Raw genomic sequence first — 14446 nt, 5'->3', positions numbered from 1 at the left:
CTCGGCAAGGTCAGGTGGGGAGGCTCGGACGGGGGAGGGCTCAGGCGGCGAGGAACGTGCCCGCCTCCGCGTCGGCCAGGGCGCAGCGCCCCTTTCCGGCGGCCTTGGCCGCGTAGAGCGCCGCATCGGCCCGGGCGAGGAGTTCGTCGGGGCCGAGTTCGGTCTCGGCGCAGGCGATGCCGATGCTGACTCCGACCTGCACAATGCCCGCGCCGACCGTGTAGGGGCGCGAGACCGCAGCGACGAGGCCCGTGCCGAACGCCTCGGCGGCCGGGCCGGTGCAGTCGGGAATGAGCACCACGAACTCGTCGCCGCCGAGCCGGGCCGCGATGCAGCGCTCCGGCATCGCCTCGCCGATCCGCCCGGCCACCGCCTGGAGCAGCAGGTCGCCGGTGGCGTGGCCGTAGGTGTCGTTGACGGCCTTGAACCCGTCGAGGTCGAGATAGAGCAGCGAGAACGGCCCGTCGCCCCGACGCTGCAGGTTGCGGCTCAGAGCCTCCATCAGCCCGGCCCGGTTGGAGAGGCCGGTCAGCACGTCGCGCATGGCGCGGCGCTCGCTCTCGCGCTCGGCCAGCACCGAGGCGAGGTAGAGCCGGTTCATCTCGAACACCTTCGTGATCATGTAGGCGTCGAATACCGGGATGTAGAGGAGCAGGATGTAGAGCAGGGGCTCGCCGCTGAAGGCGGCCGCCACCGTCATCGGCAGGGTGCACAGCAGGATCTGCACGACGAGAAAGCGCGGCGCGCAATTGTCGCACATGGTCAGGCCATTGGCGATTTCCATCATGGAGACGGCGGCGAGGATCTGAAGCAGCGGGTCGTCCGTCGCGAAGACCAGGGCACTGCCGGTGCCGACGACCATCAGCCACAGGTGACCGAGACAATAGTAGAGATCGATGGGGACCCGGCCTCTCCAGCGGGGGTGCCGCCGCGCCAGATCGAACGCCGCCCTCAGGACGAGGACCCCGATTCCGGCACCGAGCACCCACAGGAACGGACCGTCGGGATGGCGGAACGCGGCGATCAACTGCAGGCAGCCGTCGGCGGCTACGCCGAGAACGCCGGTCGAGAGCGAGACCATGAAGTCCCGGTTCAGACGGGCCTGGATCTCGTCCGGCACGTTCGGCCCGGAGGCCGTCAGCCAGCGCACGAGCCTCGTGCGCGGCAGGTCATCGGCATAGGGACGCTTGAGCGACATCGCATCGGCTCCGCAGGCCGGCGATCCTAAGCCGTCAAAGGTAAATCAAGCGCAACTTCCGATGCTGCGGCGACGCACGGTATGATCGCGTCGGTTGACGAAGCGTGAGGCGTGTCACGAGGCCGGTCCCGTCCCCTGGCGGGAGACGGGGGCCAAGAGTTTGGGCGGAGGCGGGCGCTTTAGGCCGCCTCGGTCTTCGCCCCGAGGCGCTTGTCGAGATAGGTGTCGACGGTCTGGGTCAGCTCGTCGACCCGGCCGTCGAAGAAGTGGTTGGCGCCCTCGACCATCTGGTGCTCGATGATGACGCCCTTCTGGGTCTTCACCTTCTCGATCACCGGGATCACCTCGCGGGCCGGCGCCACCCGATCTTCCGAGCCGTGCACGAACAGGCCGGAGGAGGGGCAGGGCGCCAGGAAGGTGAAGTCGTAGCGGTTGGCCATGGCGGCGATCGAGATGAAGCCTTCGATCTCGGGGCGCCGCATCAGGAGCTGCATCCCGATCCACGAGCCGAACGAGACGCCGGCGATCCAGCAGGACTTCGCCTCCGGGTTGACCGACTGCACCCAATCGAGGGCGGCGGCGGCGTCGGAGAGTTCACCCGAGCCGTGATCGAAGGCGCCCTGGCTGCGCCCGACCCCGCGGAAATTGAAGCGCAGGGCTGCGAAACCGCGATTGGCGAAGGTGTAGAAAAGATTGTACACGATTTGATTGTTCATCGTGCCCCCGAACTGGGGGTGCGGATGAAGCACGATCGCGATCGGCGCGCCCTTCTTCTTGGGGGCTTGGTAGCGGCCTTCCAGGCGGCCGGCGGGGCCGGAAAAGATGACTTCGGGCATGGTGTCCTCGAGATGATCCGACCCTCACCCTGATGCCCCCGCCAAGGCAGGGAGGCTGAGCCGGTCACGGCTTGACTCGTTGCGCGCGCCACCTACAAGCGCTCTTAGAATAATTCTAGGTCATTAGAATCATTCTAAACAGTTCGTCGGGCCTCGACCTGCGAAGCACACGGCGCGTTTCGCGCGGCTTAGCACGGGGGAGGGGGGCGAAATCAAGAAAATCAGGATCTGGCAGGACGATACGGAGCGAAACGGCAGGATGACGTCGGGCGCACGCAGCTATCTCGATCACAACGCGACGTCTCCGGTGCGTCCGGAAGTCGCGTCTGCGGTCGCGCGTGCCCTGGCATTGCCCGGCAATCCTTCCTCGATTCACCAAGAGGGCCGCGCCGCGCGCCAGGCGCTGCAGGCGGCGCGGGCGCGGCTCGCCGCCCTGCTCGGCGTGCATCTTGAGCGCGTCACCTTCACCAGCGGCGGCACGGAAGCGGCCAACGCCGTGCTCTCCGGCGCGCTCCGGAAGGTCGGCCTCCCCGCCCCCACCCGGCTGATGATCTCGGCGACCGAGCATCCCTGCGTCGCCGCGGGCCACCGCTTCGCGCCGCAGGCGGTCGCGGTGCTGCCGGTGGACGGAGCCGGCCTGCTGCGGCTCGACGCTCTGGCGGCCGGGCTCGAAGCGTTTCGTGATGAGGCCGTGCTGATCTCGGTCCATGCGGCCAACAACGAGACCGGAGTGGTGCAGCCGCTGGCCGAGATCGTGCAGCTCGCCCGCGCCCATGGACGGGCTCTGGTCCATAGCGACGCGGTCCAGGCGGTCGGAAAGATCCCGCTCGACTTCGCGGCCCTCGGCCTCGATGCCCTGACCCTGTCGGGCCACAAATTCGCTGCGCCGAAGGGCGTCGGCGCGATGGTGCTGGCCGAGGGCGTGAGCCTGGAGGCGGCCTTCCTGCGCGGCGGCGGCCAGGAGGCACGCCTGCGCTGCGGCACCGAGAACCTTCCGGGGATCGTCGGCCTGGGCGAGGCGGCGGACATCGCCCGCGGCGCCCTGGAGGCCGAAATGGTGCGGCTCGTGGGCCTGCGCGACGCCCTCGAAGCGCGCCTGCGGGCGCTTGCACCGGACATGATCGTGTTCGGGGAGGGCGCGCCGCGCCTGCCCAATACGCTGGGCTTCGCCGTGCCGGGCCTTGCGGCCTCCACGGCGCTGATCGCCCTCGATCTCGCCGGCCTGTCCGTCTCGTCGGGCTCGGCCTGCGCTTCGGGCAAGGTGGCCCGTTCCCCCGTGCTCGCGGCGATGGGTGTGAGCCCTGCGCTCGCCGCGGGGGCGTTGCGCGTCAGTTTCGGATGGAATTCGGCCCCTGAGGATCTCGAACGCTTCGCGGCGGGGTTCGAACGGGTCGTGTCGTCCCTATATCAGAGGCGAGGGCAGGCAGCCTGAGGAATCCTCAGCGCCGCCCGCCCAAGCCATTTCCGGCGGAACCCCGCCATTGTCGTTGGAAACCCCCGGCCCTTGACGCCGGAGTCGGTAGGAGACGCTAAATGCCTGCAGTGCAGGAGACCATCGATCGGGTCCGCTCAATCGACCTCGATCAGTACAAGTACGGCTTCGAGACCGTGATCGAGATGGAGAAGTCCGAGAAGGGCCTCTCCGAGGACGTGGTTCGCTTCATCTCGGCCAAGAAGAACGAGCCGGAATGGATGCTCGAATGGCGCCTCGACGCCTATAAGCGCTGGCTCACGATGAAGGAGCCGGAATGGGCGCGGGTCGAGTACGACCGGGTCGATTACAACAACATCTATTACTACGCCGCGCCGAAGCGTAAGGGCCCGGAATCGCTCGACGAGATCGATCCCGAGATCCTGAAGACCTACGAGAAGCTCGGTATCCCGCTGCGTGAGGTCGAGGTGCTGGAAGGCATCGCGCCCGAGCGTCGCGTCGCGGTCGATGCGGTGTTCGACTCCGTCTCGGTGGCGACCACCTTCCGCAAGGAGCTCGAGAAGGCCGGCGTGATCTTCATGCCGATCTCCGAGGCCATCCGCGAGTACCCGGACCTCGTGAAGAAGTATCTCGGTTCGGTCGTGCCCGTGACCGACAACTTCTTCGCGACGCTGAACTCGGCCGTCTTCTCCGACGGCTCGTTCGTCTACATCCCGCCGGGCGTGCGCTGCCCGATGGAGCTGTCGACCTATTTCCGCATCAACGAGCGCGATACCGGCCAGTTCGAGCGCACGCTCATCATCGCCGACAAGGGCTCCTACGTCTCGTATCTCGAGGGCTGCACCGCCCCGAAGCGCGACGACAACCAGCTCCATGCCGCGGTGGTCGAGCTGGTCGCCCTGGAGGATGCCGAGATCAAGTACTCGACCGTCCAGAACTGGTACCCCGGCGACAACGAGGGCAAGGGCGGCATCTACAACTTCGTGACCAAGCGCGGCGATTGCCGCGGCGCCCGCTCGAAGATCTCGTGGACGCAGGTCGAGACCGGCTCGGCGATCACTTGGAAGTACCCGTCCTGCATCCTGCGCGGCGACGATTCCCGCGGCGAGTTCTACTCGATCGCGGTGTCGAACGGTATGCAGCAGGTCGATTCCGGCACCAAGATGATCCATCTCGGCAAGAACACGACGAGCCGGATCATCTCGAAGGGCATCTCGGCGGGCCGCTCGCAGAACACCTACCGGGGCCTCGTCTCGGCCCACAAGAAGGCCAAGGGCGCGCGCAACTTCACAAACTGCGACTCGCTGCTGATCGGCGATCAGTGCGGGGCGCACACCGTGCCCTACATCGAGTCGAAGAACGCCTCGGCCGTCTTCGAGCACGAGGCCACCACCTCGAAGATCTCCGAGGACCAGAAGTTCTACTGCCTGCAGCGCGGCCTCTCCGAGGAGGAGGCGACCGCGCTCATCGTCAACGGCTTCGTCCGTGACGTGCTGCAGCAGCTGCCGATGGAGTTCGCGGTGGAGGCCCAGAAGCTGATCTCGATCAGCCTCGAAGGCTCGGTGGGCTGACGCGCTTCGACACGGAAGGTGCCGCGCGCCGCCCCCGGCACAGCGCGCGGCACGCCGACGAGGTGAGGGGCAGCCCGCTTGGCGGCTGCTTCTACGGCCTGAACACGTTCGCGCCGGATGCGATCGGAGGGTGGATTGCCGATGACGGCACGGCTCTCTGTCCCCGGTGCGGCATCGACGCGGTGATCGGTGACCGACCCGGCAATTCAACCGGTCGTGTCACTGTCCTGCGGGCGATGCATCAGGAATGGTTTTGAAGGACTTGGACGAACATGCTTGAGATCAAAAACCTCGTCGTGCAGATCGAGGACAACCGCATCCTCAACGGCCTGAACCTGACCGTGAACGACGGCGAGGTCGCCGCGATCATGGGCCCGAACGGCTCGGGCAAGTCGACGCTCTCCTACGTCATCGCCGGCAAGGAGGACTACGAGGTCCTCGACGGCGAGATCCTGCTCGACGGGCAGAACGTGCTGGAGATGGCGGCCGACGAGCGCGCCGCCGCCGGCATCTTTCTGGCCTTCCAGTATCCGCTGGAGATTCCCGGCGTCGGTACGATGACCTTCCTCAAGGCCTGCCTCAACGCACAGCGCAAGGCGCGCGGCGAGGCCGAGCTCTCGACCCCCGACTTCATCCGCGCGGTGAACACGGCCGCGGACAAGCTCGAGATCAACAAGGAGATGCTCAAGCGCGCGCTCAATGTCGGGTTCTCCGGCGGTGAGAAGAAGCGCATGGAGATCCTCCAGATGGCGCTGCTGCAGCCGAAGTTCTGCGTGCTCGACGAGACCGATTCCGGCCTCGACATCGACGCGCTGCGCATCGTCTCCGAGGGCGTGAACGCCCTGCGGGCGCAGGGCCGCTCGTTCCTCGTCATCACCCACTACCAGCGGCTCCTCAACCACATCGTGCCCGACACCGTGCACGTCATGTCGAAGGGCCAGATCGTGAAGACCGGCGGCAAGGAGCTGGCGCTGGAACTCGAAGCCTCCGGCTACGCCGAGTACCGCACGAGCGAGGCTGCGTGATGGCCGACGTCACCAATCTCCGCTCCCCCGCCGAGGCCGCTCTCTCGAAGCTGTTCGAGTCCGCGCGCAAAGGCTTCGCCAGCGAGCAGGCGATCAGCCGCGAAGAGGCGTTCCGCTTCTTCGAGGCGACCGGCCTGCCGAGCCGCCGGGTCGAGGCGTTCAAGTACACCGACCTGCGTGCCGCCATCACCGAGGCCGCCCCGCCCGCCGAGGCGCCGAGCGAGGACGCGGCGCGGGCCGCCATCGCCGGGACCACGGGCTTCAACGCGGTCGAGGCCGTCCGCCTCACCTTCGTCAACGGCCACCTCGTCGCGTCCCTGTCGGATCTCGACCGGGTGCCCGAGGGCGTGACGGTCACGCCGCTCAACGAGGCGATGGGCAAGGGCGATGCCCGCCTGAAGCTCCTCGCCCCCGTCGCGCAGGTGCGTGAGAACCCGATCTATCAGCTCAACACCGCCTTCCTGGCGGACGGTGCGCTGATCTCGGTCGCGCCCGGCGCCAAGCCGCAGACGCCGATCCACCTGCGCTTCGTCGGCACGGGTGCGACCGCGTTCTCGACCGCGACCCGCGTTCTGGTCGATGTCGGCGCCGAGGCGGAGTTCTTCCTGCTGGAGAGCCACGAGGGGCCAGCCGGGCTGGCCTACCAGCCCAACGACGCGCTCGACGTGCATATCGGCGCCGAGGCCGCCTTCCGCCACACCCGGCTCAATCGGGAAGGCGATGCGGCCGTTGCCCTCTCGACGCTCTCCGTGCGCCTCGACGCGCGGTCGCAGCTCGAGACCGTCAACCTCGTCACCGGTGCCAAGCTCTCGCGTCACCAGATCTACCTGCACATCGCGGGTGAGGATGCCAACGCCGTGGTCAACGGCGCGACGCTGCTCGGCCACGGCCAGCTCGCGGATTCGACCCTGCTCGCCGACCATGCGGCGACTGGGGGCGTCGGCCGCGAGATGTTCAAGACGGTGATCGACGGCGATTCCACCGGCGTGTTCCAGGGCAAGATCATCGTCCGCCAAGTCGCGCAGCAGACCGACGGCAAGATGAAGTCCGACTGCCTGCTCCTGACCGACGACGGTCAGATGATGAACAAGCCGGAACTCGAGATCTTCGCCGACGACGTCGCCTGCGGCCACGGCGCCACCTGCGGTGCGCCGGACGAAGACCTGCTGTTCTACCTCATGGCCCGCGGCCTGCCGCGCGCCATTGCCGAGAGCCTGCTGGTCCAGGCTTTCGTCGGCGAGGCGGTGGAGACGGTCACGCACGAGGGCGCCCGCGCGGTGCTGATCGACGGGATCGAGGCGTGGCTGGCATCGCGGGGGTGAGCGCAGTGTGATCAACCCTCCCCCCTCTGCGGGGGAGGGCGCCTCGCGGATGCGAGGCGGGAGAGGGGAGCGACGCTTCCGGATCGTGCGGAGCCAGCCCCTCACCCGACCCCCTTCGGGGGCCACCCTCTCCCGCGGAGGGGAGAGGGAGATGCGCACGGCAGGGGGATTGGCGATGGACAAGCGTCCCAAGCTCAACGATGTCGCGCCCCGTCTGCGCAGCTTCGCCCGCGCGCAACGCAAGGACATGCCGCGAGCCGAGTCCCTGTTTTGGGAGGAGGTGCGCGGTGGCCGGTTCCAAGGTGCAAAGTTCAAGTGCCAGGTGCCGATCGCGCCCTTCATTGCTGATTTCTACTGCGCGTCGGCGCGTCTGATCATCGAGATCGACGGTCCCGTGCACGACACCGACGACCACCGCCGACGTGACGAGGCCCGCGATGCGTGGCTGACCGCGCAGGGCTTCATGGTCCTGCGCTTCTCGACGGATCTGGTTCTCAGCAATCTCGGTGCGGTCATGGACGCGATCGGAGCGGTCATCGGCGACCGAGGTTATCCCTCTCCTGCCTCGCTGCGCGAGGCATCCTTCCCGGCAGAAGGGGAAGGCCCACGATGCGCGAGCGCCCACACATGAACGCACCCATCCGCACCACGGCCCAGGACTCATCCTACGACGTCGAGGCCATTCGAAAAGAATTCCCGATCCTGTCGGAGAAGGTCTACGGCAAACCGCTGGTCTATCTCGACAACGCCGCCTCGACGCAGAAGCCGCGGGCCGTGATCGACGCGATGGTCTCCTGCATGGAGACCGGCTACGCCAACGTGCACCGTGGCCTGCACTACATGGCCAATGCCGCGACCGAGGGGTTCGAGGGCGCGCGCGAGACCACGCGCCAATTCCTCAACGCGGCCTCGACCGACGAGATCATCTTCACCCGCAACGCGACCGAGGCCTACAACCTCGTGGCCTCCTCCATGGGCTGGGCCGGGCTGATCGGGGAGGGGGACGAGATCATCCTCTCGATCATGGAGCACCACTCCAACATCGTGCCCTGGCACTTTCTGCGGGAGCGGCGCGGGGCCGTCATCAAGTGGGCGCCGGTCGATGACGACGGCAACTTCCTGATCGAGGAATACGAAAAGCTCTTCACGCCGCGCACCAAGATGGTGGCGATCACCCACATGTCGAACGTGCTCGGCACGGTGACGCCGGCCGAGGAGATCGTGCGCATCGCCCACGCTCACGGCGTGCCGGTGCTGCTCGACGGGGCGCAGAGCGCGGTGCACCGCCCGGTCGATGTGCGCGCGCTCGATTGCGACTTCTTCGTCTTCACCGGCCACAAGGTCTACGGGCCGACCGGGATCGGCGTGCTCTACGGCAAGAAGGAATGGCTCGACCGGCTGCCGCCCTATCAGGGCGGCGGCGAGATGATCCGCACGGTGAGCCAGGACGCGATCACCTACAACGATCCGCCCCACCGCTTCGAGGCGGGCACGCCGGCGATCATCGAGGCGGTCGGCCTCGGCGCGGCGCTGGAATTCATGATGAAGCTCGGCCGCGACAAGATCGCGGCGCACGAGGCGATGCTGACCGCCTACGCCCAGGAGCGGCTCGGCGCGATGAATTCGATCCGCCAGATCGGCAATTCCCGCGACAAGGGCGGCGTCATCGCCTTCGAGGTGAAGGGCGCGCATGCCCACGACATCGCCACCGTGATCGACCACCAGGGCGTGGCGGTGCGGGCCGGCACCCACTGCGCCATGCCGCTGCTGACGCGCTTCGGTGTGACCTCGACCTGTCGCGCCTCGTTCGGTCTGTATAATACGACGCAGGAAATCGATGTCCTGGCCGCGGCTCTGGCCAAGGCCGAGATGCTGTTCGCCTAGATTTTTGGGAATGTCGGCCGTCACCCGCGACGGCCGAGGGAGAGACCCGATGAGCACCGACGCCACCATCACCGGCGGCACCAACACCCCCGCCCTCGCGGCCGCCTCCGCGATCCCGGCCGAGGAAATCGATCGCCTGACCGACGACATCGTCGTCGCCTTGAAGTCGGTCTACGACCCGGAGATCCCCGCCGACATCTATGAACTCGGCCTGATCTACCGGGTTCAGATCGAGGACGACCGGCGCGTGCTGATCGACATGACGCTGACCGCCCCCGGTTGCCCGGTGGCCGGCGAGATGCCGGGCTGGGTCGAGAACGCGGTCTCGGCGGTTCAGGGCGTGCAATCCTGCTCCGTCACGATGGTGTTCGACCCGCCGTGGGACCAGAGCCGGATGTCCGACGAGGCCCGCGTCGCGCTGGACATGTGGTAGCGCGTCAGCGCGTCGGAATCGCGCGCTCCGTCACCAATTCAGCATAGCACGGCTGCAATCGTCCGGTGTGCCGGGTCTCCCGGTGGACCGGCGCCGGGGGAGTGCTTATCTTCGCAGGTGTACGAAAACCCCTCACCCGCCCGGGCCTTGAACCCGGCCGCAGGAGAGCGACCACGATGTCCAGTTTCAAGGTGATCACGCTGACCGACCGCGCCGCGGACCGGCTCAAGGCGATCATGGCCGATGCGGAGACGCCGATTGCCGGTTTGCGCGTCGGTGTGAAGAACGGCGGCTGCGCCGGCATGTCCTATACGATGGAATATGCCGAGGAGCGGAAAGTCGGCGAGGACGTGATCGAGGACCGGGGCGTGACCGTGTTCATCGATCCCAAAGCGGTGCTGTTCCTGCTCGGCACCGAGATGGATTTCCAGACGACCAAGCTGTCGTCCCAGTTCGTGTTCAACAACCCGAACCAGACCTCGGCCTGCGGCTGCGGTGAATCCGTGGCGATCACGCCGGTCAATCCCGAGCGGCTCACGGCCGGCGCCCTGGCCTGATCGGAGCCGAGGCTTGGGCGGATTGCCCTTGCCTCGTCCCGAAAGCGGGTGGCCGCGTTTCGGGACGATGTCCTGATCCGTCTCAGGCGACGTCGCGCAGGTTCTCGACTTCGGTCTCGTCGAGGGTGCGGTTGCGGCCGGCACGCTTGGCGGCGAACAGGCAGGCATCGGCCCGTTCCAGCAGGGAGACCGCGTTGTCGTCCTCGCGCTGGGTCGCGACGCCGAGCGAAACCGTGACCTTGCCGAGCGATTCGCCGGTGGAGCGCTTCACCAGTTCCCGGCCGGTGACGCCGATGCGCACCCGCTCGGCGATGGCGCGCGCCTCGACCCGGTCCGTCTCCGGCAGGACGATGCCGAATTCCTCGCCGCCGAACCGGGCGAGCGTCGCGTTTTTCTGGCCGATATGCTCGCGCATCACGATGGCGACGAGGCGGAGCACCTGATCCCCGGTCAGGTGGCCGTAGAGGTCGTTGAAGCGCTTGAACGAATCGATATCGATCACGATCAGGCTCGTCGGCTTGCCCTGCCGCGCCGCGGCGGACGGCATATCGACGGTTTTGCGGAGCGATTCCTCGAAATTCTTGCGGTTGCCCAACCCCGTCAGGGCGTCGGTCAGGCTCTCCAGGCGGGCCGCCTCCAGCGTCTCGCGCAGGGCCTCGATCTCGCTGCGGCTCTCGCGCATCCGCGCTTCGAGGGTGCGGTTGTTGGCGGTCACGTCGCGGGTGTTGGCGATGATCGTCGTCACCACCTCGCGCAGGCGCGTCCGGCTCGTGGCCGTGTTGGAGATGTCGTGGGACAGGGCCTGAAGCGACTCGCCGTACTGGGCGGTGGAGCGGATCGAGACCTCGATCATCTCCATGATGCCCTCAACCTCGGCGATGAGGCTCGAATTCATCCGGTCCACCTCCACGGCCATGCGGCGGCCGTCGATGTAGGTGTCGTGGAGCCCCTCGATGTCGGCGCTGGTCAGCGTGCCGTTCTGCGCCGTGAGCCGCTTGATCGCATCGTTCATCAGCGGCTGCGTGCCGGAGACGTAGAGATACCACACGGCGTAGGCCCGCGGCGTCGCGCAGGCACAGTAGTCGCGCATCAGCTCGAAGCTGCGCTGCGCGAGCACGAAACTGCGATCACGATCGGGATCGGGGCTCATCCGGTGACGTAGGCTCCTGCGGACGGGGCACACCGCCCACAGGGTCCGCTCCGCAGAAGTGTCGCCTCAGAATCTCGCCAGGACGTTAAGAGCGTCTCATAAAACGCCCGAGCGCGTGAGCATCGCCGCTCTGGCTGAGGCAACGCAGCGGCGTTTTAAGAGAGAGCGCAAAGGGCGCGCCTGCCGTCACCGGCCGCTACGGGTTCCGCTTGATTCAAAGCGGGGGCCGTCTCGCTCAGCCCGCGCGGCGCCTGAGGAAGGCCCCATCGCGCCGGCGCGATGGGATTAACCGGATCGGGAATGCGCGCTACTTGCTCTTCCCGAAGCCGGTCGGCTTCAGCAGGAAGGCCGGGACGTGCGAGCCGAGGCCGACCGGCGTGTCGCCGTCCTCGTCGCGACGCGGGGGACGACGCTCCCCGCGCGCCCGTTCGGGAGCATTCCGGGCGGGCTCGCGGGCGGGCTCGCGGGGCGGGGGAGGGGAAACCGGTTCCGGCTCTCGCACCGGCTCACGCCGGGGCGCTTCGGCGCGGCTGCGCTCGGCGGCTGGACGGCGTCCGCCGCGGGAGCGGTTCTCGCGGCGGGGGCTTTCGCTCGCCGGGGCGGCACTCGTCTCGGTGCTGCGCCCGGTGCTCTTGGCTGACTCGCCACCGCTGGTTTCCTTGGCCCGGCGGCTGCCGCGGCGGCGGCGCGGCTCGTCGCCCTCCACCTCGTCCGAGACGGTGGACAGATCGCCGTCAAGCCATGCGATCGGCTGACCGATCAGGCTCTCGATCGCCGAGAGCGAGCGCTCGTCGGTTCGGCTCGCCAGGGTGAAGGCCTGGCCCGAACGGCCGGCACGGCCGGTGCGGCCGATCCGGTGGACGTAATCCTCCGGGTGGTGCGGCACGTCGAAGTTGAAGACATGGCTGACGGCGGGGATATCGAGGCCGCGCGCGGCAACGTCGGAGGCCACCAGCAGGGGAACCTCGCCGCTGCGGAAACCGTCGAGGGCGGCCATGCGGGCGCGCTGGTCCATGTCGCCGTGGAGCGCGGCCGCGTTGAAGCCGTGGCTGGTCAGCGAGCGCTGAAGCTGGGCGACGTCGCGCTTGCGGTTGCAGAAGATGATGCCGTTCTGCAGCTCGCTCGCCGAGCGGATGAGCTGGCGCAGCACCTTGCGCTTCTCGTGGCCCTCCGCGCCCGTCGCCACGAGGCGCTGCTCGATGGTCGTGGCGGTGGAGGCAGGGCGCGCCACCTCGACCCGCTGCGGGTTGTGCAGGAACATGTCGGCCAGCCGCTCGATCTCCGGCGGCATGGTCGCGGAGAAGAACAGCGTCTGGCGCGTGAAGGGCACCATCTTCACGATGCGCTCGATGTCGGGAATGAACCCCATGTCGAGCATCCGGTCGGCCTCGTCGATGACGAGAAGCTCGACGCCGGTCAGCAGCAGCTTGCCGCGCTCGAAATGGTCGAGCAGGCGCCCCGGCGTCGCGATCAGCACGTCGGTGCCGCGGGTGAGCTTGGCATCCTGGTCGGCGAAGGAGACGCCGCCGATGATGAGCGCCACGTTGAGCTTGTGGTTGGTACCGTAGCGCTCGAAATTCTCCTCGACCTGCGCCGCGAGTTCGCGGGTCGGCTCGAGGATGAGCGTGCGCGGCATGCGAGCCCGGGCACGGCCGGTCTCCAGCATGGTCAGCATCGGCAGGGTGAAGGCGGCGGTCTTGCCGGTACCGGTCTGGGCGATGCCGAGCACGTCGCGCCGGGCGAGCACATGCGGAATCGCCTGAGCCTGGATCGGCGTCGGCTCGGTGTAGCCGGCCGTGGTAACGGCTTGGAGTACCTTGTCGCTCAGTCCAAGATCGGCGAAAGACATCGGGTAGGGAAAACCATTGTGCGCGTGAAGTGGGCCGATCAGGGGCTCGAAAGCTCGCGCCGGCGGCGGATCGCGAGAGCCGTGCGCGGTACGCCATCACGCGTCCGAACGCGCGCGACACTTAGACCCCTGTGCCTGCTTGTCAATCGACCGAGACGGCGCAGCCGGGGCGATCGCTTGAATGCGACGGCCTTGTTGTTCGCATAGCCTCCAGCGTCGGCGGTCGCCTCCGCGGCCTCAGGCTTTCGCTCCGCTCTGTGTTCGAGCGACCGTTCCGGGCCCTCGAACTCGCTCCGCGGGGCGCTCTTCGCGCCCGCAGATGAGCGCAGCCTCCTCCCGCGCGGGCGGGGTACGCGGGGTACGGTTGCGTCCCTGGTATCCCGAGACCCTCCCGAGCCCGTGCTCGCATGGATCCGACGTCTCGCGCCCCGCCGCGAAGGTCAGTCACGCGCGCCCGTGCCGAGGGCGCCGCGGAGCGTGCAGGGGTCGAGCCGCGGCGTCTGCGCCTTGAGGCCGATCGAGCCCGTCACCTCCGGGTCGATCCCGCGATGGGGCGGCTTGTTGAGCGGTTGGGCGATGTGGTGGGCGAGGGCCATGGCGCCGAGGCCGACGATCAGCGCGGTCTTGATCGACCATGCGAGGGGGCCGCGCGGTCTGGGCGAGCCGGAATCGAAGGACATGGGCGGCGCAATCCATCGGGCCGGATCCGAGATCGGGCGCCGGCGCGGGGAGATGATCGCCCGAGCATGGTTAATGCGGTCTTGCGCGACCGAAGAAACTAGTCATTAACCGTATTATCGCCAGGCTGTGCTGGAGGGTTTGACTGTTACCGGTTTTCGACAAGACGAGCCAACGATGTGCGCAAAGACACGTCGGGCCTGATCGAGCGCTCACGGCTGGGTAAGCTTCACCTTTCGTTGACGGGTTCCGGTGCATTGATCGCTTCATCGCTGGAGGGCGACGGATACCGGGGAGATCCCGGGACCACTTCAACCAACACCGGCTCCCGCCAAATCAGGACACCGACACGATGAAAATCCTGCTCCTCGCTTCGAGCGCGCTCGTTGCCGCCACCGTGGCCGCCTCGGCCGCCGACCTCCCGCGCCGCGCGGCTCCCCCGCCGGTGTTCCAGCCGGTGCCGGTGTTCACCTGGACGGGCTTCTACGCCGGTTTCAACGCCGGTTACGGC

13 protein-coding genes are annotated in these 14446 nt (G+C 67.7%); 8 read left to right on the top strand and 5 right to left on the bottom strand.

Annotated elements, in window-relative coordinates; all coding sequences use genetic code 11:
• Positions 1–40: 40 nt before the first annotated feature.
• Positions 41–1198 carry a GGDEF domain-containing protein gene (locus ASF53_RS17215; protein ID WP_056201081.1) on the bottom strand — a complete coding sequence of 386 codons (1158 nt, stop codon included), beginning with the start codon at positions 1196–1198 and terminating at the stop codon, positions 41–43.
• Positions 1199–1377: 179 nt separating this feature from the next.
• Complete coding sequence (locus ASF53_RS17210; RefSeq protein WP_004446355.1) at positions 1378–2034, bottom strand: alpha/beta hydrolase; 657 nt, start codon at positions 2032–2034, stop codon at positions 1378–1380.
• 259 nt (positions 2035–2293) lie between these two features.
• Between ASF53_RS17210 and ASF53_RS17205 the strand changes: the two genes are divergently transcribed.
• From ASF53_RS17205 to ASF53_RS17170, 8 genes are all read left to right on the top strand, one after another.
• Positions 2294–3466 carry a cysteine desulfurase family protein gene (locus tag ASF53_RS17205; protein WP_056201078.1) on the top strand — a complete coding sequence of 391 codons (1173 nt, stop codon included), beginning with the start codon at positions 2294–2296 and terminating at the stop codon, positions 3464–3466.
• Positions 3467–3567: 101 nt separating this feature from the next.
• Positions 3568–5037, top strand: a complete 1470-nt coding sequence (sufB, locus tag ASF53_RS17200; protein ID WP_012255147.1) for a Fe-S cluster assembly protein SufB — start codon at positions 3568–3570, stop codon at positions 5035–5037.
• Between the two features lie 272 nt (positions 5038–5309).
• On the top strand, positions 5310–6062 hold the full coding sequence (gene sufC / locus ASF53_RS17195; protein ID WP_056201074.1) for a Fe-S cluster assembly ATPase SufC: 753 nt from the start codon (positions 5310–5312) through the stop codon (positions 6060–6062).
• On the top strand, positions 6062–7384 hold the full coding sequence (locus ASF53_RS17190; RefSeq protein ID WP_056201070.1) for a SufB/SufD family protein: 1323 nt from the start codon (positions 6062–6064) through the stop codon (positions 7382–7384). The genes sufC and ASF53_RS17190 overlap by 1 nt, the downstream gene beginning before the upstream one ends.
• Before the next feature lie 151 nt (positions 7385–7535).
• Positions 7536–8015, top strand: coding sequence for an endonuclease domain-containing protein (locus ASF53_RS17185; RefSeq protein ID WP_286134508.1), 480 nt, complete (start codon positions 7536–7538; stop codon positions 8013–8015).
• A complete protein-coding gene (locus tag ASF53_RS17180) occupies positions 8012–9268 on the top strand; it encodes a cysteine desulfurase (protein WP_056201065.1) in 1257 nt (418 codons plus the stop codon). Before ASF53_RS17185 ends, ASF53_RS17180 begins: the two co-directional genes overlap by 4 nt.
• Positions 9269–9317: 49 nt before the next feature.
• Complete coding sequence (locus tag ASF53_RS17175) at positions 9318–9701, top strand: SUF system Fe-S cluster assembly protein (protein WP_004446369.1); 384 nt, start codon at positions 9318–9320, stop codon at positions 9699–9701.
• Between the two features lie 176 nt (positions 9702–9877).
• Complete coding sequence (locus ASF53_RS17170) at positions 9878–10258, top strand: HesB/IscA family protein (protein ID WP_056201063.1); 381 nt, start codon at positions 9878–9880, stop codon at positions 10256–10258.
• A gap of 82 nt (positions 10259–10340) precedes the next feature.
• Here the strand turns inward: ASF53_RS17170 and ASF53_RS17165 are convergent, their stop codons facing one another.
• The 3 genes from ASF53_RS17165 to ASF53_RS17155 form a co-directional block, all read right to left on the bottom strand.
• A complete protein-coding gene (locus tag ASF53_RS17165; protein ID WP_056201060.1) occupies positions 10341–11408 on the bottom strand; it encodes a GGDEF domain-containing protein in 1068 nt (355 codons plus the stop codon).
• Positions 11409–11715: 307 nt separating this feature from the next.
• Positions 11716–13257, bottom strand: a complete 1542-nt coding sequence (locus tag ASF53_RS17160; RefSeq protein WP_056201056.1) for a DEAD/DEAH box helicase — start codon at positions 13255–13257, stop codon at positions 11716–11718.
• 440 nt (positions 13258–13697) lie between these two features.
• Positions 13698–13937, bottom strand: coding sequence for a hypothetical protein (locus ASF53_RS17155; RefSeq protein WP_056201052.1), 240 nt, complete (start codon positions 13935–13937; stop codon positions 13698–13700).
• Between the last annotated feature and the right edge of the window lie 509 nt (positions 13938–14446).

The organism is Methylobacterium sp. Leaf123 (genome assembly GCF_001423405.1).
In the GTDB taxonomy this organism is placed as follows: domain Bacteria; phylum Pseudomonadota; class Alphaproteobacteria; order Rhizobiales; family Beijerinckiaceae; genus Methylobacterium.
Note: the sequence above shows the minus strand (reverse complement) of the source record. Positions and strands in the feature narration are given on the sequence as shown.

Bases quoted from the DNA above. Each gene is read 5' to 3' on its own strand.
- ASF53_RS17185 (WP_286134508.1), top strand. From the start codon at position 7,536: ATGCGCACGGCAGGGGGATTGGCGATGGACAAGCGTCCCAAGCTCAAC.
- ASF53_RS17170 (WP_056201063.1), top strand. From the start codon at position 9,878: ATGTCCAGTTTCAAGGTGATCACGCTGACCGACCGCGCCGCGGACCGG.
- ASF53_RS17165 (WP_056201060.1), bottom strand. From the start codon at position 11,408: ATGAGCCCCGATCCCGATCGTGATCGCAGTTTCGTGCTCGCGCAGCGC.
- ASF53_RS17160 (WP_056201056.1), bottom strand. From the start codon at position 13,257: ATGTCTTTCGCCGATCTTGGACTGAGCGACAAGGTACTCCAAGCCGTT.
- ASF53_RS17180 (WP_056201065.1), top strand. From the start codon at position 8,012: ATGAACGCACCCATCCGCACCACGGCCCAGGACTCATCCTACGACGTC.
- ASF53_RS17215 (WP_056201081.1), bottom strand. From the start codon at position 1,198: ATGTCGCTCAAGCGTCCCTATGCCGATGACCTGCCGCGCACGAGGCTC.
- ASF53_RS17175 (WP_004446369.1), top strand. From the start codon at position 9,318: ATGAGCACCGACGCCACCATCACCGGCGGCACCAACACCCCCGCCCTC.
- ASF53_RS17155 (WP_056201052.1), bottom strand. From the start codon at position 13,937: ATGTCCTTCGATTCCGGCTCGCCCAGACCGCGCGGCCCCCTCGCATGG.
- sufB (WP_012255147.1), top strand. From the start codon at position 3,568: ATGCCTGCAGTGCAGGAGACCATCGATCGGGTCCGCTCAATCGACCTC.
- ASF53_RS17210 (WP_004446355.1), bottom strand. From the start codon at position 2,034: ATGCCCGAAGTCATCTTTTCCGGCCCCGCCGGCCGCCTGGAAGGCCGC.
- sufC (WP_056201074.1), top strand. From the start codon at position 5,310: ATGCTTGAGATCAAAAACCTCGTCGTGCAGATCGAGGACAACCGCATC.
- ASF53_RS17190 (WP_056201070.1), top strand. From the start codon at position 6,062: ATGGCCGACGTCACCAATCTCCGCTCCCCCGCCGAGGCCGCTCTCTCG.
- ASF53_RS17205 (WP_056201078.1), top strand. From the start codon at position 2,294: ATGACGTCGGGCGCACGCAGCTATCTCGATCACAACGCGACGTCTCCG.